This is a genomic window from Colwellia sp. Bg11-28 (assembly GCF_002836245.1).
GTDB classification, from domain to species: Bacteria; Pseudomonadota; Gammaproteobacteria; order Enterobacterales; family Alteromonadaceae; genus Colwellia; species Colwellia psychrerythraea_A.
On the sequence record NZ_PJBA01000018.1, the window covers coordinates 757,545 to 779,388 of the forward strand.

Below are 21,844 nucleotides of genomic sequence, written 5' to 3' on the forward strand. Positions count from 1 at the left end.
GCGCAATAAAAAAGCAGTTATTGATAATATTCAATAACTGCTTTTTTGTAATATATGTATTTTGCTTAATGGATCTTAAAGCTCAAAGTAATTACAAAAGACCTTATATAACTCAGTGCCCTGATTAACACTCGCAGAAGCGAAGTGCAAAATAGGAATAACGTCTTGCTCAAGTGACACATAATGCAATGCCTCACCATCACCGTAATTATCCATACGAAGAATTCGGGCTAACGGCTCACCAGCTGCTAAAGGCTTACCAAATTCCCCAAGGTAATCAACCATTCCACCCATAGGTGAATATAAGGCTTTATAATCTTTCAGATAACAAGCGTATCTAGTCATTTCCTGTGGCTGATACTGTTTATTATCGATAACACCCTGAGATTGCAAATAAGATAAAATACCAAGTGCATCTTGCTTAGCTACATCTAGGTCAATTTGCTCTTGAGAGCCAAGTTCAACGGTAAAGCTTTCTTTCTTAAAAGCTCCTTTGCCCATAGTAAAGTTGCGACCTAAATCTTGATAAGCTTCTTGTAAGCTCCACCATGGACAAAATGTTGCTTCGTCCATGGCGCCATCAAAACCATTTTGAATAAAGATAGTATGCTCAATATCAAAATACTCCGCGCTCGATTTTGCATACTCTGGACAATATAAGTGCTTACTTGAAATAGGTCCTGTGTGTAAGTCTAAAACGATATCGGCTTGATGGGCAAGTCGTTGTAACTGGTAGGCAATACGTTGCCCCGTAGTGATACCCCAAATATTGTGCTCTAATCGTTGATCTATTTCAGTAATCAAAAGTTGCTGGAATTTATCTGCTATTTCTTCTTCACTCGCATCAAGGTATTGCTGCGCAAAGGGGGCAATAACACTTTGATCAAAGTGATACATGCGATTCCAGTTTTCCCCGGTAATGGGGTCAAAACGACCTAAAGTATATTCACCATTTTTATGATTACAGGCTACTGGGTTAGCATAGGGTACTAAGGTAATATTGCCTTGTAAATTACAATGCTGTAGCAGTTCAAGTAACTGAAAGATAACTGCATTACCTTGTACTTCAGCACCATGCATATTAGCCTGAATATAAACACTGGGAGCAGAATTATTTTCAGTTTCAAAAACATATACCGGCACAGTGAGCTTAGCACCACTTGCCATTTCGCCAACGGACATCACTTCTTTGGTAAAATTATTCATCGAAACTCCTCAACTAAGCCAAATAAGATGAAGCAGGCAGAGCTGCTCTGATTTGAGTTAGCGTACCATTTTGGTAAACATATTCAGCCGCTAATTCATGACATAAGAAAAACGGCATGCTTTCAGTAAAGCCATAAGCACCGCAATAACCAAACACGAGTTGTTCACCAACAGCCGTGTCTTTAGGTAACTGTAAATGCCCTAATTTATCCATACTGGTGCATAAAGGGCCATGCAAATCAAAAGCTTGCATAGAGTCGTCTTCAGCTACAAACCCTTCTCGTAGTATCTGTACCGGAAAAGGTTGATCAGTAATAGCAGGACGCAATAAATGATTTATTCCCGCCGCCAACACTAACTGATCTTGGTTGTAATTCATTTTTCTATCAACAACAGGCACGACATAATAGCCATACTCTGCAACCGCAAAACGTCCCAACTCAAGCCATAATTCTTTGACACCAGCTTTTGCTTTGATAATGGCCAAGTCTTCGATAACTTGAGACCAAGACAAAGCTTGTCCCTCGCCTAAATAATCAATACCTAAACCACCACCTAAATCGAGTACATCAAGTGTCATACCAATGCTACTAGCTAAATCAGTCAAGGGAGTTATCATTTGGGACCATAATGAAAACATTTTTTCATTACTGAGCATGTTACCCCATTGGAAAATATGCAAGCCACAAAGATCCAACGCTGGATAGCTATCTACATGAATATTCTGCCATTCAGACACTGATAGACCAAAGGGCGTTAAGCTATTTCCACCCAGTGGGTTTTTCTCGCCTTCATGCCATTGCAGCTGAACTCTCAGTAGTACTTTCGGTTTTTCAACACTCTTGAGTGATTGTTCCTGCTCAAGTACTGCTTCATTTAACCAGTTCAGTTGATTTAGACTCTCAACCACAAAAGTATTAACGCCCTGCTTAATAAATGCAGTCAGTTGTTTTTTTGATTTAGCTGGTCCAGTATTTAAGATCCGACTAGGGTCTATTCCCTGCGCTAAAACTTGAGCTAACTCACCGCTACTAGCAACATCAAAGTTAAAGCCTTCACTATCTAATGTTTGAATTATTTTGGATAGTGGATTCGCTTTAACGGCAAACCATAATTTAATGACATCTTGCTGCTGTAAAGCGGCTAAATGTGCTTTAAGTGCATCAAGTTGATAAACAAAATAGCCTTGTTCATCTTCTGGTGATTCATGTGTAACTAAGGCATTTTCAATGCTGGTGTCAAACCAAGTGGATTTAGTCATCATAATTATCTTTATAGTTTTCTTTTAAGTTTTAAAACGGTAGATAGTTATATCAGGGGTAAATAAACGCTAAGCGGTAACGCTCAAATTAAAGGGTAAAGCACGGAGTTGATGACTATCAATGAGTACTTTTGACGAATAAGTTGAGTGCTACGGCAACGAGGTTATGATCCCCTAAGTATTATCTTAGAATTGATTCTAATTCTAAAGAAGCATCGCTTTGTTCATCGCGATATTTAACGATAAGCGCACAGGCCATACTTAGACCTTGCTCTTGAGCCCATTCACCTTTAACAGGACGGGTACCAGGTACAACAACTGCACGTTCTGGAATTTCAGCACCTTTTTCTCTCATAACTTGATTAACACAGTCATAAACAGGTACTGATTTTGAAAGAGATACGCCTGGTGCTAATACCGCACCTTTTTTAACAACAATGCCTTCAACGACAACGACACCAGCACTTAAAAAGGCACCATCTTCAATGATTACCGGACTAGCGCCTATTGGCTCTAATACGCCACCAATTTGAACGGCTGCTGAAATATGTACATTTTTACCAACTTGTGCACATGAACCAATCAAAGCATGGCTATCAACCATAGTGCCACTATCAACAAAAGCGCCAACATTGATATAAGCTGGTGGCATGATGATAACGCCTTCGGCAACGTAAGCACCTGCGCGTACTGATGAACCACCTGGTACTAAACGAACACCATCTTCAGGTGTAAATTGACGAGCTGGTAAGTTGTGTTTATCAACAAAACCTTGGTAATTATCATCAAAAGCAATGTTTTTACCTGCTTTAAAAGCAGCTAAAATACCTTGTTTCACTTCAATGTTGGCATGCCAGTTACCGGCATCATCTTGGTTTGCCGCTCGTAAACTACCTGATTCTAACTGTGCTAATACATCTTGCCAGTTCATTTATTACTCCGCTTATCTGATAAAAAGTCTATAGAAAGATTATGAGTATTCGTGTTATCAAAGGTATGCTTAAGGCACACTTAATGAATAAAACTAAATACATTGTGCGGAGGACTGGGCATTGACAGAGAAGAGCATAATATCAGCTGAGCCGATATTTGGGCTAATATGCAAAGACCAGAAGCTCCCCACTTAAACAACCCATAGGGTTGTTTTTCAAAGTGACAGTTGTTGGGATTCAGCCCACTACTTTATAAAATATATAAAGTACACAACCGATAAACAGCTTATCAAATAGCCATTTATCTCGGCGTTAATCCCCCTCATTACCATCTACAGATTTTGATATCTGTTTTTGAATTGTTCAAGACAATACAAAACAATAGTAATTACCTGGTTAACGCTCCTCTTCTGGCCCTATTAAAATTTACTGGTTAGTTACTCAACCAATAAATTGGAATTAGGGACACTTACTATTTAAGCATTTTTTTTATCTCGACACAATTAACTTACGGCAAATAACCCTATTCCCTTATACTTATTTACCGTAGAATATAACCATTGTTCTTTCTCTATTTATTGCCCTGTGTCTTGCCCTATGTCATTGTCAAACCCTAGCCAAATATTGTTACGTAATAGTGAATTACTTGTAGCTAAAGTTCCTTTATTTATTAACTTACCTGAAGATGGTTTCATTGAGGCTTATACAGAGATTCATAAACCAGACACTATCCATTGCTTTAATACAAATTTCATTGATTATCAGGCAATTACCAAAAAGCATTGCAGTCCAACAAAGACTAAAAATGTTAAGGCAACTTTTGCCAGCACATATCAAACAACAAGCTGTCATGATCTTGTGATAATAGCGTTTCCTAAAAGTAAAGCTGAACTCAACTTCACGCTTGCTATGATTACTCATTGCATAAATGATGAAACAAAAATAATACTGGTTGGCGAGAAAAAAGGCGGTATACAGTCTGCAGCTAAATTAACTCAACATATATTTTCTTGTTGTCAAAAAGTCGATGCTGCACGCCATTGTCTGCTTTTTGTTGGTCTATTTCAGCCAGAAAGGTTATCAGATGTTTTCAACCTGCAAGATTGGTTCAAAAAATACCAAATTACTGTAGAAGGTATTGAGCTAACAATAGCTTCTTTACCGGGTGTTTTTAGTCAGCAAAAGCTTGATGTTGGTACCGCATTATTACTAAGTAATTTACCGAGTAAAATGACAGGAAAAGTACTCGATTTTGGTTGTGGTGCAGGAGTAATCAGTTGCTTTATTGGCAAGAAATTTAGCGGTACAAACTTATCTCTATTAGATGTTAGCGCTTTGGCATTAACCTCAGCACAAGAGAGTTTAGCTTTAAACGGTCTATCGGGTAATGTATTCCCATCAAATAGTTTATCGGATGTTAACGAACACTATCAACACGTTGTTTCAAACCCTCCATTTCATCAAGGTGTTAAAACGCACTACCAAGCCAGTGAAGACTTTTTAGCCGGAATAAATAAAAAACTTAACAAACAAGGTAACATTACGATAGTAGCCAACAGTTTTTTACGTTATCAACCGATCATGGAAACACACATTGGTAATACTCGCGTGATAACAAAAGACAAAGGGTTTACTATTTACCGAGCTCAGCTATCATAAAGATACAAAATATAATTTATTGGGTACCATGCCACACTTAACCAACACCATATCACTGCACAGTCGCTTAGTTAAAAGTATAATGGGGTTAACCCTATTAATAATCATCGCTGTTTCGATGAGCATTATTAATATGGTCGATGAACATGAGAATAAGACTATCGCTAGTGAAACTCGAGCATGGGCAAATATCCTCGCAAAAAATAGTCGTCAATTTCTAGAAAGTGATAATGATAATAGTCAAACAGCACTGAGCAGCGAACTTAAAAAATTAATCTCAACTCCTCTCATCAATCGTATACATGTGTATCGCTTGAATGAAGATAGCAGCATAGAGTATTTCAGTAGCTATAATAAAAATCATAACTTTCCAGCTATTAGCGACAAAATAGCTCATATATCACAATTAAGTACTATCCAGTTTGAAGAAAATCATCTAGAACTTATTGTAAAAGTCAGCCAAGGTCAGCATACCTTGGGCTACTTATTTATCCAATCTAGCCTGCTTGAAAAGCAAAGTTTCATCAAAAAATTAACCTATATTATGGTTAGCTTTCTTCTCTTTTTTCTTATAATTGCGTTTGGTGTTTCGCAATGGTTATTTAATAAAGCCAATCAGCCCATAGTCAAGCTAATCGAAGATGTTGGACAAATATCACAAAGTAAAAATTTCACCCTTAAATTAGCTAACCAGCCTTACAAAGAGCTTGATATTCTGGCTAAAAACATCAATGTATTATTACTTCGCACTGATAAGCATATCACTAGAATAATTGATGAGCATCAGCATGCTTTATCTCAAAATCAAGCATTAGAGAATAGGCTTAGTGCGAGAACAGATGCATTAAAAGAATCAAATCAAGAGTTATTATCAACCTTAGAAAAACTACATGAATTTCAAGGGCAATTGGTTGAGACTGAAAAGATGGCTTCACTCGGTGACATGGTTGCCGGCATCGCACATGAAGTAAATACCCCTATTGGTTTGGGTGTTACTGCTTCAAGTTTGTTAGCAGATAAGCTAAACGAAATTAAAGCTTCTTTTGAAGATAAAACATTAAAATCTAGCCAATTAAAGAAATTCTTAACTGATGGTGTTGAAAATGTCTCGATAATATTTCGCAATTTAGAACGCGCAGCAAAATTAATATCGAGCTTTAAAAAGGTTGCTGTTGACCAATCTAGTGCTGAGAGTTCTACTTTCAATGTTCATGATTTACTCGATGAAGTATTGCTAACACTTTCAGCTAAACTGATGTCTACTAATGTAACTGTCTCAGTGATCTGTCCAGAAGATCTCAACATAAAGAGTAAACCAGGACCCATCAATCAGATATTAATAAATCTGATTCTAAATTCAATTTATCATGCCTTTGAAGGACTTGAACAAGGTACGATAACGATAAACGTTATGAACCTTAGTGATCAATTGCATATTAATTATAGTGACGATGGTCTTGGTATTGATGATTCGGTGAAGGCAAAAATTTTTGATCCCTTTACAACCACCAAACGCGGCAGTGGTGGTAGTGGTTTAGGTATGCATTTAGTTTACAATTTAGTTACTCAAGCGCTAGATGGTCATATAGTGCTTGATAATGAACCAGAGCATGGTGTGTGTTTTGATATCACTTTTCCGGTAGAATTAGCAGCAACTTAATGAAATAATGGTCTTAAAAATTGTTTTTTCAATTTCACGTGACTAATATAGTTAAATAAATGTAAACATATTACAAATAGTTCACTCATTATAATAATAATTTCAATCACCATTTAAATATTAGGTAAATTCCAACATGCAGACTTATCAAATCTTAGTTGTCGAAGATGAAGACGTCACCCGCTTTAACTTACGCAACTTATTTGAAGCAGAAGGTTACGTTGTTTTCGAAGCTGTTGATGGCAATAGCATGGCTGAGCAGCTCAGACTTCATACCATCAACCTCGTCATTATGGATATTAATTTACCTGGCAAAAATGGCTTGCTATTAGCACGTGAATTAACAGCAAATAAAGACTTAGGGTTAATTTTCCTTACAGGTAGAGATAGCGATATTGATAAAATCCTTGGTTTAGAGATTGGCGCAGATGATTATTTGACCAAACCTTTTAATCCACGCGAGTTGACTATCAGAGCTCGAAATATTTTAAGTCGCATAGGTCAAACGAGTACTGAAGCCGAACAAAGCATAGTAAGCTTCAATCAATGGACTTTAGATGGTAATTCTCGTCAAATGACCAGCCCAGAAGGTGAAGTCATTGCTATTCCTCGCGGTGAATTTCGTGCATTAAGTTTACTTATAAAAAATGCAGGTAAAATAATTTCACGCCAAGAATTAATTAAAGAGATGACAGGTAGAGATTTACGTTCAAATGATCGTACCGTCGATGTCACCATAAGGCGCCTTCGTAAGCACTTTGAATTGAACCAAGAAACTCCAGAGCTTATTAATACCATTCATGGTGAAGGTTATCGTTTTGTCGGTATACTAGATTAAGTTATAATATATTAGCAGCCCTATCTTGGGCTGCTTTATTAGTTGAATCAAATAAAAATGTAATTACAGCTTAGATAGTTTCCAACCAGTTTTTAAAAGCAAATACTGCTTGATCATTCAATAACCTCAACTCTTTTAACAATACCGATTTTTTCTCTTTTGACACCTCAGCTTTTTCTATTAACTTCAATTGTCCATGTAATTGGTACATACCAACACTTGCTGCAGCGCCTTTCATTTTATGGCAATGATTTTGCCAGCCAGAAAGTGAATCATTGAGTTGTGCATTTTCAATATCGTTAAGGTAAATCTCAACTTGCTGGCAATATAAAGCAAACATCTGCTCAACAATGACTTTACCTAAACTATCTAAATAACCTTGAAGTAACTCCAGATCTAAATCAGGATTCGATTGTTTAGTTTCCACAAACACGCCTTTTTCTGTAAGGAATATAGGATGCCTCTATATTACCGCAGTAATAAAAATCAGACAAACATATTGAAACTTATGAAAAAACATATCATATAGCTATATTTTTTATCTCTTGTGCAACAACAGTAATGATTACCATTAAAAAATAAGCTAGAATGTGCGCCCTTAGATCTACTCTTCGTCCTTATCTCAAGAAGAACTCGAAGATTAGTTAGTAACTATCGTTTAAAGTGGAGTCGAAATGACGACATCAATGCCAGATATCGCCAACCATACAACAGCTCAAACCGAAGGTACACTTGACTGGGTCGGCATGAGTAACATTGAAATGCCTATTATGGTTGCCTCAAAAGGTGAAAGTGAGCGTATGGTCTCTGCTCATATTGATGCCTTTGTGAACTTAAAAGATGCACAAGCTAAAGGCATACATATGTCGCGTCTTTATCTACTTATCGATGAATTATCTACAAGTAATATACTTAACTATCAAAGTTTAGTGAGTTTGCTTGATGGATTTATTAGTAGTCACCAAGAATTAAGTGACCAAGCTAAAGTACAATTTTGCTTTGATTATCATTTACGTAGAAAATCATTAATCAGTGGTAAAGAAGGTTGGAAAGCTTACCCGGTAACGCTAACAGGAAACCTAAATCAAGGTAAACTCACTATCGAGCTAACTATTGATGTACCCTATTCTTCAACTTGTCCATGCTCTGCGGCCCTTGCAAGGCAGTTGATACAAAAAGCTTTTCAAGATAAGTTTGCTCAACAAAGCGAACTGGCATTAACTGATGTTCATGATTGGTTAGGCACAACAGAAGGAATCGTAGCAACTCCTCATTCTCAACGTTCTGTTGCCGAAGTAAAAGTAAAACTAAATTCTAGTATTAATGACTTTCCTATTACCGAGATAGTTGACCTGGTTGAAAACTCTCTAAAAACACCGGTACAAGCTGCAGTCAAACGCGAAGATGAGCAAGAGTTTGCTCGCCTAAATGGTCAAAACTTAATGTTTTGTGAAGATGCTGCTCGTCGTTTACAGCATAGTCTGAATCAAACAGATCAATTTGATGACTTCTGGTTACGGATAAATCATTTAGAGTCTCTTCATGCCCATGACGCTGTTAGTGTAACGACCAAGGGTATCAAGGATGGCTATCAGCCATAGCGATAACTAAGCTCTATTATAAAACTTAAAGCCAATAGTGATTTCACTATTGGCTTTTTTGTGTCACTTATTTAACTGTTAGCAGAACATCAACTTCAGAAGTCACTTAGACAGAATCTCCTTTTGCTATATCACACGCCTATAAACGATGTTTATTTCATTATTTTTTGCTCGATAAAGATATAAGCACTTATCAAAAATAACAATCACAGCAAAAACAATCTGTTGATATAAGCACTTTTCATTATTCAATTAATACTCAGTACAGCCGTCAAGATGACTGACGAGCAAAAGCTCTATTTAAATTGACCTTTACCAAAGAACTGGGTAGTGTTGATAGTTCCACTTACTTAAAAAGAGGTGTATTTATGCATTTTTTCCATGCCTTTATTCTTTTTACCTGTCCTGTAAGTAAGTTGGTTTATTATTAGGAGAAAAATATGCAACTTTATGATCATAGCGTCCAAAAGGACAACTGTGGTTTTGGTCTAATTGCCCATCAACAGGGTGAAACCAGTCACAAACTAATTAAGACCGCTATTTCCGCTTTAGATCGTATGCAACATCGTGGTGGTATCGCCAGCGATGGTAAAACAGGTGACGGTTGTGGCCTACTATTACAAAAACCAGACAGCTTTTTTCGCGCCGTAGCCGCCGACAATAAATGGAAGCTAGGTAAAAAATATGCTGTCGGCATGATTTTCCTAAGCCCTGATCCCGTTGAAGCTGCACTTTCTAAAAAAGTATTAGAAGAAGAGTTAGCAAATGAATGCTTAACATTAATAGGCTGGCGCACTGTACCTATCGACACATCGGTATTAGGTGAAATTGCGATAGGCAATTTACCAACGATAGAACAAGTCTTTGTTGATGCTCCTCCAGGATGGAGAAACCTAGAGTTAGAGCGACGTTTATATATGGCGCGTCGTCGCGCTGAAAAGCGTATTACCGACGAAAAATTTTATGTTGCCAGTTTGTCTTGTCTAGTAACAATCTACAAAGGGCTAATGATGCCTGTAGATTTACCTAATTTTTATTTAGATTTAGCTGATATTCGCATGCAAAGTGCTATCTGTGTATTCCATCAGCGCTTTTCAACCAATACCTCGCCACAATGGCATTTAGCACAACCTTTCCGCTATCTAGCGCACAATGGTGAAATCAACACCATTAACGGTAACCGTCAATGGAGTCGGGCGAGAACTCACCGCTTTAAATCACCATTATTGCCTGACTTACAAGATGCTGCTCCTTTTGTTGGCCAGACAGGCTCCGATTCATCATCTTTAGATAACATGCTTGAACTCTTTTTAGCTGGTGGTATGGATTTATACCGTGCAATGCGCTTATTGATGCCGCCTGCATGGCAAAACAGTCCGTTAATGGATGATGATTTACGTGCCTTCTATGAATTCAACTCTATGCACATGGAACCATGGGATGGCCCCGCTGGCGTAGTAATGACTAACGGCCGCCATGTTGCCTGTAACCTTGATAGAAACGGTTTACGCCCTGCCCGTTATGTTATTACTCGTAATGGTTTTATTACCCTCGCTTCAGAAGTAGGTATTTGGGATTACGGTGAAGATGAAGTGGTGGAAAAAGGCCGTGTTGGCCCTGGTGAAATGCTCGCCATTGATACCTACACAGGTAAAATATCTCATTCAGCCGATATTGATAATAATTTAAAGGAACGTCACCCTTATAGAGAGTGGTTAACTAAAAATATTCGCCGACTAGTCCCCTTTGATCAACTTGAAGCTAACTTGATTGGTCAACGTGTATTTACTGATGCAGAGATGAATCAGTACCACAAAATGTTCAATTACAGCTATGAAGAAATTCAGCAAGTCATTCGAACATTAGCCGAAAATGGCCAAGAAGCGACGGGTTCTATGGGTGATGATACTCCTATGGCAGTATTATCGAGTCAAACGCGTACTTTATATGACTATTTCCGTCAGCAATTCGCGCAAGTAACAAACCCGCCAATAGACCCTTTACGTGAACGTTATGTGATGTCACTAGGTACCTGCATTGGTCGTGAACATAATGTATTTAACGAAACGTCGGGTCATGCCGATCGCATGTTGTTTTCAACGCCAGTGCTTATGTATACCGGCTTGAAACAATTACGAGATTTAGATCCTGAGCATTATCGCTCAGATACATTAACGCTAAGTTTTGATGCAAAAGAAGGTTTAGAAGCCGCTATTAGACGCTTGTGTAATGAAGCAGAAACACTTGTTCGCGATAGCAGCACTGTTATTTTGGTGTTATCAGATAGAAATATCCAACCAGGTTTACTCGTTATTCCTGCGGCAATGGCTGTCGGCGCGGTACAGAAACGTTTAGTTGATCAACAGTTACGTTGCGACTCTAATATTATTGTAGAAACGGGTTCAGTGCGTGACTCGCATCAGTATGCGGTATTACTTGGCTTAGGTGCTACCGCTATATATCCTTATTTAGCGTTTGAAACGATTGAGCAATTAGTTGAACAAAAGCAAATAGATTTATCAGCCCGTGATGCCATCGTTAATTATCGAGAAGGTATCAATAAAGGGCTATTGAAAATACTCTCTAAAATGGGTATTTCAACCATTGCCAGTTACCGCTGTGCCGGATTATTTGAAGTTATCGGCTTAAATGAAGATATTATGGAGCTTTGTTTTAGTGACTTACCAAGTCGCATTAAAGGAGCTGATTTCAGTGATATTCAACAAGATGCAGCTAACCTTGCACGCAAAGCATTTTTACCTCATCAAAAAGTTAATCATGGCGGTTTATTAAAGTACGTTCATGGTGGTGAGTACCATGCCTTTAATCCTAATGTGGTTAATTATTTACAACGTGCAGTGCAAAACGGTGATTATAATGATTATCGTACTTTCGCCGATGAAGTTAATCAGCGCCCAGTAGCCACCCTGCGAGATTTATTAAAACTTAGGGATGACTGCGAGCCGATTGAACTTGACCAAGTAGAGTCTGAAGGAGAAATGTTCAAACGTTTCGATAGCGCCGCCATGTCAATTGGTGCGCTTAGCCCTGAAGCACATGAAGCACTGGCTATTGCCATGAACCGTTTAGGTGGTTTTTCAAATTCTGGTGAAGGTGGTGAAGATGAGCGTCGTTTTGGTACCGTTAAAAATTCTCGTATTAAACAAATTGCCTCAGGGCGCTTTGGCGTAACCCCACACTACTTAGTCAATGCAGATGTCTTACAAATTAAAGTAGCGCAAGGGGCAAAACCTGGTGAAGGTGGGCAGTTGCCTGGTGATAAAGTATCGCCATTAATTGCTAAATTACGTTACTCAGTACCTGGTGTTACCTTAATTTCTCCGCCGCCGCATCATGACATTTATTCTATTGAAGATTTAGCTCAGCTTATTTTTGACTTAAAACAAGTGAATCCAAAAGCGGTTATATCAGTGAAATTGGTCTCTGGACCAGGCGTTGGTACCATTGCGTCGGGTGTTGCTAAAGCGTATGCCGATTTTATTACCATCTCAGGTTACGACGGTGGTACTGCCGCCAGCCCACTTAGTTCAGTAAAATATGCAGGTTGTCCTTGGGAACTAGGTTTAGCAGAAGCTCATCAGTCATTGGTAACCAATGGTTTGCGCCATAAAGTGCGTCTACAAGTTGACGGTGGTTTAAAAACCGGTGTTGATATTGTTAAAGCGGCTATTTTAGGCGCTGAAAGCTTCGGCTTTGGTACTGCACCTATGGTAGCACTAGGCTGTAAATTTCTCCGTATATGTCACCTAAATAACTGTGCTACTGGCGTTGCAACGCAAGATGAGGTTTTACGCGAGCAGTTCTTTAAAGGCTTACCTGATCAAGTAATGAATTATTTTAAATTTATTGCCCGTGAAGTACGTGAAATTCTTGCCGGTCTTGGTGTAAAAAGTTTAACTGAGATCATAGGCAGAACTGACTTATTAATACAGATTGATGGACTTACGTCTAAACAAAGTAAATTAGATTTATCACCGATAATCGCACCTGTTGTTGCCGGTGAAAATACGGCACTTCATCAGACAGAAGAAAACACTGCATTTGATAAAGGTCAGTTAAATCAGAAAATTTTAGCTGCCACCAGTGATTCGGTGTCTCATAGTAAAGGCGGTGAATATCGTTTTACTATTCAAAATACTGACCGCTCTGTTGGAGCAACCTTATCCGGTGAAATTGCTCGTCATCATGGCGATCAAGGAATGGCGTCTTCTCCGATTACAATACATCTATCAGGTACTGCAGGACAAAGTTTTGGTGTTTGGAATGCTGGTGGTTTGAACATGATTTTAACCGGTGATGCCAACGATTATGTCGGTAAAGGTATGGCGGGAGGTAAACTCACGATCAAGCCCCCTGTTGGTGTTGAATACGCTAGCCATAAAACGATGATTATGGGCAATACTTGTCTATATGGTGCTACTGGCGGGGTGTTATTCTCTTCAGGTCGTGCTGGTGAACGTTTTGCTGTACGAAATTCAGGTTGTCATGCAGTTGTCGAAGGCACTGGTGATCATGCCTGTGAATATATGACTGGCGGTATAGTTACTATACTAGGAGATACAGGTGTTAACTTTGGTGCAGGAATGACCGGCGGTTTCGCATACATATTAGATGAAACAGGTGACTTAGATGTTCGTCTGAACAAAGAATCTATTGAAATGTTGGCTATTGAAGATTTAACCATTCACCAAGAACATTTACGTGGCATCATCAATCAACATTTTGAAGAAACGGGTAGCTTGCGCGCTCATGAAATGCTTCATGACTTTGATCGATATGCACCCTTATTTAAACTGATTAAACCGACAGCTACCGATGTAAAGACCTTATTAGGTCACCGTAGTCGTTCAAGTGCTGAACTTCGTGTCCAAGCACAATAATTGGTAAGAATTGAGGATTTAAATAATGAGCAAAAATGTTTATCAATTTATTGATGTAAAACGAATAGACCCAGCAAAGAAGTCGATTAGTGAACGTAAAATTAACTTCGTTGAAATTTACCAACCGATGGGTAATGAACAAAGTGCGGGTCAAGCTGACCGCTGTCTGGACTGCGGTAACCCATATTGTGAATGGAAATGCCCCGTGCATAATTACATTCCACAATGGCTTGAACTAGTCACTGAAAATCGTATCTTTGAAGCAGCTGATTTATGTCATGAAACCAACAGCTTGCCAGAGATGTGTGGTCGAGTTTGCCCACAAGATAGGCTTTGTGAATCGGCTTGTACCTTAAATGATGAGTTTGGTGCGGTAACCATAGGTAATATCGAAAAACATATTACTGATACTGCCATTGCACAGGGTTGGAAGCCCAATTTATCTCACGTAGTAAAAACAGGTAAACGTGTAGCCGTTATTGGTGCAGGTCCCGCAGGAATTGGCTGTGCTGACGTATTAACTCGTAATGGTGTTGATGTTGTGGTTTATGACAGACACGCACAAATTGGTGGTTTACTTACTTTTGGTATTCCATCGTTCAAACTAGAAAAAAGTGTTATTCAAACGCGCCGTGAAATTTTAGAAGGCATGGGTATAGAGTTTCGCTTAAATATTAATGTTGGCACTGATATTAGTTTTAAAGATATCAGTGATGAATATGATGCCGTTTTCTTAGGCTTAGGTACTTATACCGATATGAGTGGCGGCTTTGACAATGAAGGAGCTCAGGGCGTTTATAACGCATTAGATTTTTTGATTGGTAATACTCAGAATTTAATGGGATTTACTAAAGCGGACAATGCTCAAGTTAAGCCTTATGTAAATTTCAAAGATAAAAAGGTTATTGTACTGGGTGGTGGTGATACTGCCATGGATTGTGTACGTACTTCCATTAGGCAAGATGCAACAAGCGTGACGTGTGCATATCGTCGTGATGAAGCCAATATGCCTGGTTCTCCTCGCGAAGTTCAAAATGCCAAAGAAGAAGGTGTTAATTTCGAGTTTAACCTTCAGCCGCTCGACATTGCCGTGAACGAACAAGGTGTTGCTATTGGTGTTAAGTTTGTTAAAACTCAACTCGGCTCACCAGATGCTAACGGTAGACGCAACCCAGAGCCTATAGCCGACAGTGAGTTTATTATGGAAGCTGATGCCGTTGTTATTGCTTTTGGCTTTTTACCAAGCCCACCTCAATGGATGGTCGATGCTGGCGTAGAGTTAGACTCTCGTGGTCGTGTTGTTGCTGTGGATAGCTCTGACTTTGCCCTGCAAACAAGTAAGCAGAATGTCTTCGCCGGTGGTGATATGGTTCTTGGATCTGACTTAGTCGTTACTGCCATTGACCAAGGTCAAAAAGCAGCTATGGGTATCTTAGATTACGTGACTCAATAGTTAACAACTAGATAAATAATTCACCGTAATAATCTGAAAAGCTGCGCGTTTATAACGTGCAGCTTTTTTATTATCGCTATGCAACTGTAAGCTCAATCACGGAAAACTTCCGCTCTTTGCATACAGAACTCCCTTAAACATTTATTAGAAACCCTTGACGGTCTGTCATACGATAAATAATAAGCCCTGCCTTAGTGGCAAAAGTGACGGTTAAAGACCCCCCCCCCTCAAACATCGTAGTTTTTTAGCACCAATAAATATTGGCGCTGATGTTCCCTTGGTGCGCTAAGCGGAAGTTACACCGAAGTAATCCCTAACGTCCGCTTGAAGCTCATAGTTACCGTTGGATTTCACATCTGGACGCTAACTTTACGTCACGAAAATAAGCTTAATTACTCACTAGTCGCAATACTTCATAATATTAGTTTAAGTAAATGAACTGACATAAATCAGCACCTTACTACATCCAATAATAAGAGTTCTGACCTGAGCCAGCATTCTTATTGTTTAGTTTGTTTCGATCGTAACATCCGCTCGACCACCTCTGCGAGGGTCAGTGCACTGACCATGTACATAACGGCCATTAGCAGAGAACGGCCCTGAGTTACTTATATTAATGAAATCCCCAATTATAAACTGATCGACAACACCTGTGGTAATTGACACATCGGTGAGTTTTGACGAACCCTTAGATTTATTAGGATGCCACCAATGGTGCCCTTGTTTGCTATCTATCCACCAGATCAAATAGAGATCAACTGGCTCATCTTCTTTAACAAAAAAGATATCATTATTTTTGTAATGCCTGGACAATTCGCCGGTTTGATCTGCCAGACAGGCTTCAAAATCATCAATGCATTGAATGACAGAATCTGGCGCCAATAACCACCCATTTTGAGCAAAACCACTTGCGTACCCCTTACGTGGGTTATTTTTTGTAGGATAAAACTCCTCTGGTCTCTTAACCCTGATCCCATATCCGTCAGGCAATTTTTGTTTAATTTCACGTGGCAATTTACCGACCTTTGATAGCTGTTCAAAGAGAAGTTCACCTGATCTCGCATCCACCATATCAATTGGACCCGCGTAAGCAAACGTCACAAAACTCGTTAAATTTTCTTTACAAGCAGGTACTTGAGATGCCCCGACAATGGGTTGCTCATCATAAACAGGATCATATCTGTAGACTCCCCAATCCACATCCTTTGGACCCGTTAACGTACTAAATAACACTGAGCTTTCGCGGGGTCGTGGGGCTCCGGGAAGGAGCGCACAATGGTAATCTAAATCAGGAAAATCTGAAGCACTAGGATCTCCCGGCTGTCCAAGATCAACACACTGACCCGGCAAATTAATAACAGATCCATCCATAGGGTTATTTATTTGCCGTGGGCACTGGAAAGGATTTGGGTTATCAGGGAAACAAGGGATATACCCTTCTTCCAGCTCGAGCCCCAAACTAGAAGGATCAGGGACTGGAGTTCGCGATATTTCAATAATATCGACAGGGAATTCAAAACTCCAATCATCCTGACTAGTGAAACCACAGAAAAAGTTTGGTGGTGTATTATCTGTACCCAAGTATATATTTGCTGATCCTGCTTTAGGGTCGGTTGAACCTACCGCAGTAAAATCACACTCACCTCTAACCGGCTCAGCAAAACCGTTCTTGGTAAAATGATTGTCATTGCGAACACGCTCTCCTTCGTAGGCCGGTAAGTGAGCAAAAAGATTACTACTAGCAAAAAACAAACTAGAGGTTAAAAATACCAAAAAGAATTTTATATAGCTTAACTTGCTTAAGTATTGTCGCATAAGAACTCCTAACTAAAAGCTTGGGATAATTACATGATACTCTCAACAATTTTGAGACAGTCCAGATAATTGACCTCCCTACTAAAGCTTCAGAGATGTCCAATACTGCATCTATAAATTTGCCTAATTGTTCTTTATTGTCTTGGAATTAATTCACAATAATACAAGGGTAATAATGAGTATCCGATATAACGATTAACTCATTTTCAGTATCAATGGCCTGATTTTAATAGTAGCTACTACCTTTCGTTAAGTAAAGTTTAACTAAGATGCCCACTACGCTACTATCATTGCGATATATAAATTCCCTGAAAATGTTACTTGTTTGATTATTTAATGCCTCAGATAGGAGGCAGAGAAGGAAAGAAATATTTTCTCTTGTTAGTTATTAATACAGCATTTAAAAAGTCACCTTCAAACGAAAATAGTATCATGAGGTATATTTTCTTGTTTAATACAAAATGTTTGAGTATGAGACAGGTACATACCTAAGTTGTAAAGATAGACCAACATCAGTGTTAAAAGACTATATTAGTGGTTTAGTTCACATTCAGGCTGAACGACTCAACGACGAAAGTCATCATTAAAAGACTCATGTTTTTATCTATGGGGAACTTCCGCTATTAGGAGACTGTTAACCTAAAGTGATTGTTCAGTCATGTTCGCTGTTGATCAAAACATACTAAAAATTTCAGTATAAATTTCCAAATGCTAATGACCGCAGTGTGGCATTAGTGATCATGATTAATTTCAATCTAATTCAGTGATTGGTAATATCAAAAGTGATGCGTAGTAACAGATATCTCAGATTACGTAATTCACTAACTCATAGCTATATAAATAATTACCTTAATACGTAGTTATCTGAACAACAAAAAAGATACGTTCAAAACGTACCTTATTTATTATCTTTCTCAACTTGGTGTATATCTTATCAAGTTTAATAACTGCTCTTACTCAAGTATTTCTAGCTAGCTATTCGCTCGTAAACACAAAAGTCTAATTGATGAATATTCTTTTCATCGCTCTCTCTAAGCTCACTACTTACTTTTTCCCAACTGCCGTCCTCATAATTGGGAAATTTAGTATCGCCATCAATAGCAGCTTTAATATGAGTAATGTATAAACGGTCTGCTTTTGGTAAACAATGCGCATAAATTGCACCACCACCAATCACCATAATCTCTTCAGCGCCTTCACTACCGTCGCTGCCATCAACTAAAGCCAGAGCTTGTTCTACAGAAGTCACACTATCAATGCCCTTTGCTTGATAGTTTTCATCACGAGAAATAACAATATTACGTCGACCTGGTAAAGGTCTACCAATGGATTCAAACGTTTTACGACCCATAATAATAGGCTTACCTAAGGTAACTTTTTTGAAATAGGCTAAATCTGCAGGCAAATGCCAAGGCATGTCATTATCTTTGCCAATTATATTGTTATCAGCCGTCGCAACTATCATCGATAAAATGGTCATACAAAACTCTCAAAATTATTTTCTATATTATCGCTAAAAAAAAGATAAAAAAAAGCACTTGTTTATAAAAATTTACAAGTGCACGATATCTGCATAAAAATCTAGATTACAGCTTTTGAATAACTTTCATCTAAGTCCATTAATACACCATCCTTCAATATGTAAACTTGCTCAGCCATGATAATTGTTTCCTGTCGGTGAGCAATCATGATCCGAGTAATCGGTAAATGCTGAATCTGTTCACTAATTTTAGTTTCATTATCTTTATCTAAATGACTTGTGGCTTCATCTAAAAATAAAACGCATGGTGATTGATAGAGCGCACGAGCAAGTAATAAGCGCTGAATTTGACCGCCCGATAAATTAGATCCCATATCACCCACTAACGAGTTATAACCCATTGTCATTTTGTTAATATCATCATAAATAGCAGCCAAGTGAGCACACTGTTCAATTTTCAAGTAGTTTGGTTGAGGGTCAAAGAAGCTAATATTATCAGCAATAGACCCTGCTAATAGAGTATCGTCCTGCATAACTGCTGCGATTTTTTTACGATAATTTTTAAGCCCACCTTGAGTAATATCTTTACCATCAAGACAAACCTTACCTGAAGTGGGTTGCAATAAACCCAGCATAATTTTCATCAGAGTTGTTTTTCCTGATCCTGATGGACCAGTTATAGCAATTGAGTCCCCAACTTCTAATGACAAGTTAATATTACTTAATATTGGTGCTTGATCATCATTATAACTAAAGCAGATATTTTCTAACGTTAATTGTCCTGCTGGTTCATGGGTATCACTATTTGAAAAAAAGGCTTCACCTTCTCGATTAGCTTCTTGTTCAGTCAAAGCAATATCTGCAATACGGTCAAGGTGTAAACGCATCATTTTAAATTGAATTATTTGTTCTATTAAATTAGCAAACCTATTTGTTAATTGTCCTTTATAGGCGATAAAAGCCAACACCATACCTACGGACAAACTATTAGCCATTACCATGGTGGCAGCGAAATAAATAACTAAGACATTTTCTAAACCAAATAACAGTTTGTTAAATGAGTCAAAGCTGATATTTAATCTCCCTAAACTGATTTCACTATTAATGACATCGGCATAATGATTTTGCCAAACACCTTGGCGTTGTAACTCATTACCAAAGAGTTTGATGGTTTGCATACCACGAATATTTTCTAAAAAATTAGATTGTTCCTTGGCAGAGCTTTGAATCAACTCTTCGGTAGCTTGATGCAGTGGGCGATATAGTGCCAAACGCACTATGGTATATAACGCTATCGCAAAAAGTACCACCGCAGTAAGCTTCAAAGAGTAAAGAGCCATCACTATCAATACAGTAATGGACATAAAACCATCAACTAAAGTTTCGACAAATCCTGTGGTAATTCGCTCACGTATTTGAGCAAGAGATCCAAAACGAGAAACAATATCTCCTATATGTCGAGACTCAAAATAGTTCATAGGCAAACGTAATAAATGCCTAAGCAAATTAACTCCCATTTGCATATTAAGTAAGCTAGAAAGTCGTAATATCAGCCAACTACGCACCGCATTTGTTACCACAGAAATTACGGCTATTAAGGCGAAACCAGTAGCTAATACCATAAGTAAGGGTTTATCAAAACTTATCAGTACTTCATCGACTACCCATTGCATATAATAAGGGGTCATTAGTGCAAACAATTGCAGAACGAAAGATAAGCCAATCAACTTGACTAGCCCAGCCTTCAAGCCTGACATTGAACTCCACAGCTGCGAGAACTTCATTTGTGATTTTTCTTGTTTTACTTCAAATTTGCTTGTTGGCGTAAGCTCCAAGCAAATACCTGTAAAATGTTTACTAAATTCTTCCGTGCTTAATGTGCATTTTCCAACGGCTGGATCATTTATATAATACTTAGCTGATTTTTCTTTTCCTGATACTTGGGTCAATACAACAAAATGATTTAAATTCCAATGTAAAATACAAGGTGTCGCTAAGTTATGCATTTCATCAATAGGACATTGTAACGCTCGACTGGCCAAACATAGGCTGTCACCTAATTCAATTAACTGCTGAAGATTCATGCCTTTCAAATTAGCAGAAAAATGCCTTCGCATTTCTTGCATATCAAGTTTATGACCATGATAACCGGCGATCATTCCCATGCAAGCTAGACCGCATTCGGCTACTTCTGATTGAAAAATTATCGGTGTCGACTTACCTATTGAAAAGTTTAATTTAGTTTCCATTACAAGCTCTTTTAAAATAGCTAGTTATCATGAGTGTAAATAAAACAATTGAAATGTTGATAGTGAATTAAAAAGAATATGAAGGGCAATACAGTATGTTACGTTTTCCGTTTTATAGCGGACAAAACCATATAAAAGAGCCATCGGGAATAAAAATACAAAAAGAATTAACTCATATTGAATATGTAATACGGAAAAAATTAGACTAGTTATAATAATAGCCCCAACAGGCCCAAATTTACTATATTGGAGCCTTGAAAAAGCCAAACCTCGAAAAACAACTTCTTCGAAAACAGGTGCTATAATACAAACAGTTGAAATTAGTAATATAAAATCCAGAGTTGAGTTTACTTGAGATTTCGCATCCAGCATGTATTGTGGAGTATCAATATTAAGTAAGTGCATAAACATTGACATAAGGCAGTAATACATCGTACCAAGTACAAGGGTTTTCAGTAAAGTAGCTTGATTTATTTGCTTAACCGCTAAAAAATGAAATGGAAAAGCCTTATCAGATGCAAGTGTTGCTTTTTTTATTAAAGGAATAGAAATTATTACTGTCATTATCATCCCTAACAGCATAATCTCCGGACGAAACCATAATGATAAACCGTTGAATTTAAATAATTTAACTACCAACTCTATAATTACACCAACTCCTACCTGAACTCCGATCATAATTAAAATAAGCCATGAAATTGTACCCATAATTGAAAATTCTTGACGCTTTTCATAATTACTAGTTGATCTGATCATGTAACCTCCTTTTTTTGCGGGGGCAGGGATGCC

14 protein-coding genes and 1 riboswitch are annotated in these 21,844 nt (G+C 38.1%); of the genes, 6 read left to right on the plus strand and 8 right to left on the minus strand.

Annotated elements, in window-relative coordinates:
• Positions 1 to 75: 75 nt before the first annotated feature.
• From CXF79_RS20485 to CXF79_RS20495, 3 genes are all read right to left on the minus strand, one after another.
• Complete coding sequence (locus CXF79_RS20485) at positions 76 to 1,206, minus strand: succinylglutamate desuccinylase/aspartoacylase family protein (protein ID WP_101157564.1); 1,131 nt, start codon at positions 1,204 to 1,206, stop codon at positions 76 to 78.
• Positions 1,207 to 1,219: 13 nt separating this feature from the next.
• Positions 1,220 to 2,467 (minus strand): PLP-dependent decarboxylase, encoded by a 1,248-nt coding sequence (locus tag CXF79_RS20490; protein ID WP_101157566.1) that lies wholly within the window; start codon positions 2,465 to 2,467, stop codon positions 1,220 to 1,222.
• A 181-nt stretch (positions 2,468 to 2,648) separates the two neighbouring features.
• Complete coding sequence (locus tag CXF79_RS20495; RefSeq protein ID WP_011045222.1) at positions 2,649 to 3,398, minus strand: 2,3,4,5-tetrahydropyridine-2,6-dicarboxylate N-succinyltransferase; 750 nt, start codon at positions 3,396 to 3,398, stop codon at positions 2,649 to 2,651.
• A 173-nt stretch (positions 3,399 to 3,571) separates the two neighbouring features.
• Positions 3,572 to 3,817: riboswitch (Lysine riboswitch) on the minus strand.
• A 179-nt stretch (positions 3,818 to 3,996) separates the two neighbouring features.
• On the opposite strand from CXF79_RS20495, the gene CXF79_RS20500 reads away from it, so the two are divergent.
• The 3 genes from CXF79_RS20500 (at position 3,997) to arcA (ending at position 7,556) form a co-directional block, all read left to right on the plus strand.
• Complete coding sequence (locus CXF79_RS20500) at positions 3,997 to 5,058, plus strand: methyltransferase (RefSeq protein WP_232769265.1); 1,062 nt, start codon at positions 3,997 to 3,999, stop codon at positions 5,056 to 5,058.
• A gap of 28 nt (positions 5,059 to 5,086) precedes the next feature.
• On the plus strand, positions 5,087 to 6,718 hold the full coding sequence (locus CXF79_RS20505; protein WP_232769266.1) for a sensor histidine kinase: 1,632 nt from the start codon (positions 5,087 to 5,089) through the stop codon (positions 6,716 to 6,718).
• 136 nt (positions 6,719 to 6,854) lie between these two features.
• Positions 6,855 to 7,556, plus strand: a complete 702-nt coding sequence (gene arcA / locus CXF79_RS20510) for a two-component system response regulator ArcA (protein WP_011045225.1) — start codon at positions 6,855 to 6,857, stop codon at positions 7,554 to 7,556.
• 70 nt (positions 7,557 to 7,626) lie between these two features.
• Here arcA and CXF79_RS20515 read toward each other — a convergent pair whose 3' ends face one another.
• Entirely contained in the window at positions 7,627 to 7,983 is a 357-nt protein-coding gene (locus CXF79_RS20515) for an Hpt domain-containing protein (protein ID WP_232769267.1), read from the minus strand.
• 247 nt (positions 7,984 to 8,230) lie between these two features.
• Between CXF79_RS20515 and folE2 the strand changes: the two genes are divergently transcribed.
• From folE2 to CXF79_RS20530, 3 genes are all read left to right on the plus strand, one after another.
• Positions 8,231 to 9,157 (plus strand): GTP cyclohydrolase FolE2, encoded by a 927-nt coding sequence (gene folE2 / locus CXF79_RS20520; RefSeq protein ID WP_011045227.1) that lies wholly within the window; start codon positions 8,231 to 8,233, stop codon positions 9,155 to 9,157.
• Positions 9,158 to 9,597: 440 nt separating this feature from the next.
• Positions 9,598 to 14,058, plus strand: a complete 4,461-nt coding sequence (gltB, locus tag CXF79_RS20525; RefSeq protein WP_011045230.1) for a glutamate synthase large subunit — start codon at positions 9,598 to 9,600, stop codon at positions 14,056 to 14,058.
• A gap of 25 nt (positions 14,059 to 14,083) precedes the next feature.
• Complete coding sequence (locus CXF79_RS20530) at positions 14,084 to 15,511, plus strand: FAD-dependent oxidoreductase (protein ID WP_011045231.1); 1,428 nt, start codon at positions 14,084 to 14,086, stop codon at positions 15,509 to 15,511.
• A gap of 507 nt (positions 15,512 to 16,018) precedes the next feature.
• Here CXF79_RS20530 and CXF79_RS20535 read toward each other — a convergent pair.
• From CXF79_RS20535 to CXF79_RS20550, 4 genes are all read right to left on the minus strand, one after another.
• Positions 16,019 to 17,326, minus strand: a complete 1,308-nt coding sequence (locus tag CXF79_RS20535) for a hypothetical protein (protein WP_101157568.1) — start codon at positions 17,324 to 17,326, stop codon at positions 16,019 to 16,021.
• Between the two features lie 967 nt (positions 17,327 to 18,293).
• Entirely contained in the window at positions 18,294 to 18,806 is a 513-nt protein-coding gene (gene folA / locus CXF79_RS20540) for a type 3 dihydrofolate reductase (protein WP_101157570.1), read from the minus strand.
• 101 nt (positions 18,807 to 18,907) lie between these two features.
• Entirely contained in the window at positions 18,908 to 21,055 is a 2,148-nt protein-coding gene (locus tag CXF79_RS20545) for a peptidase domain-containing ABC transporter (protein ID WP_101157572.1), read from the minus strand.
• A gap of 27 nt (positions 21,056 to 21,082) precedes the next feature.
• Entirely contained in the window at positions 21,083 to 21,811 is a 729-nt protein-coding gene (locus tag CXF79_RS20550; protein WP_101157574.1) for a CPBP family intramembrane glutamic endopeptidase, read from the minus strand.
• Positions 21,812 to 21,844 lie beyond the last annotated feature (33 nt).

Coding starts and splice junctions, on each gene's coding strand:
- CXF79_RS20485 (WP_101157564.1), bottom strand. CDS start 1,206: ATGAATAATTTTACCAAAGAAGTGATGTCCGTTGGCGAAATGGCAAGT.
- CXF79_RS20490 (WP_101157566.1), bottom strand. CDS start 2,467: ATGACTAAATCCACTTGGTTTGACACCAGCATTGAAAATGCCTTAGTT.
- CXF79_RS20495 (WP_011045222.1), bottom strand. CDS start 3,398: ATGAACTGGCAAGATGTATTAGCACAGTTAGAATCAGGTAGTTTACGA.
- CXF79_RS20500 (WP_232769265.1), top strand. CDS start 3,997: ATGTCATTGTCAAACCCTAGCCAAATATTGTTACGTAATAGTGAATTA.
- CXF79_RS20505 (WP_232769266.1), top strand. CDS start 5,087: ATGCCACACTTAACCAACACCATATCACTGCACAGTCGCTTAGTTAAA.
- arcA (WP_011045225.1), top strand. CDS start 6,855: ATGCAGACTTATCAAATCTTAGTTGTCGAAGATGAAGACGTCACCCGC.
- folE2 (WP_011045227.1), top strand. CDS start 8,231: ATGACGACATCAATGCCAGATATCGCCAACCATACAACAGCTCAAACC.
- gltB (WP_011045230.1), top strand. CDS start 9,598: ATGCAACTTTATGATCATAGCGTCCAAAAGGACAACTGTGGTTTTGGT.
- CXF79_RS20530 (WP_011045231.1), top strand. CDS start 14,084: ATGAGCAAAAATGTTTATCAATTTATTGATGTAAAACGAATAGACCCA.
- CXF79_RS20535 (WP_101157568.1), bottom strand. CDS start 17,326: ATGCGACAATACTTAAGCAAGTTAAGCTATATAAAATTCTTTTTGGTA.
- folA (WP_101157570.1), bottom strand. CDS start 18,806: ATGACCATTTTATCGATGATAGTTGCGACGGCTGATAACAATATAATT.
- CXF79_RS20545 (WP_101157572.1), bottom strand. CDS start 21,055: ATGGAAACTAAATTAAACTTTTCAATAGGTAAGTCGACACCGATAATT.
- CXF79_RS20550 (WP_101157574.1), bottom strand. CDS start 21,811: ATGATCAGATCAACTAGTAATTATGAAAAGCGTCAAGAATTTTCAATT.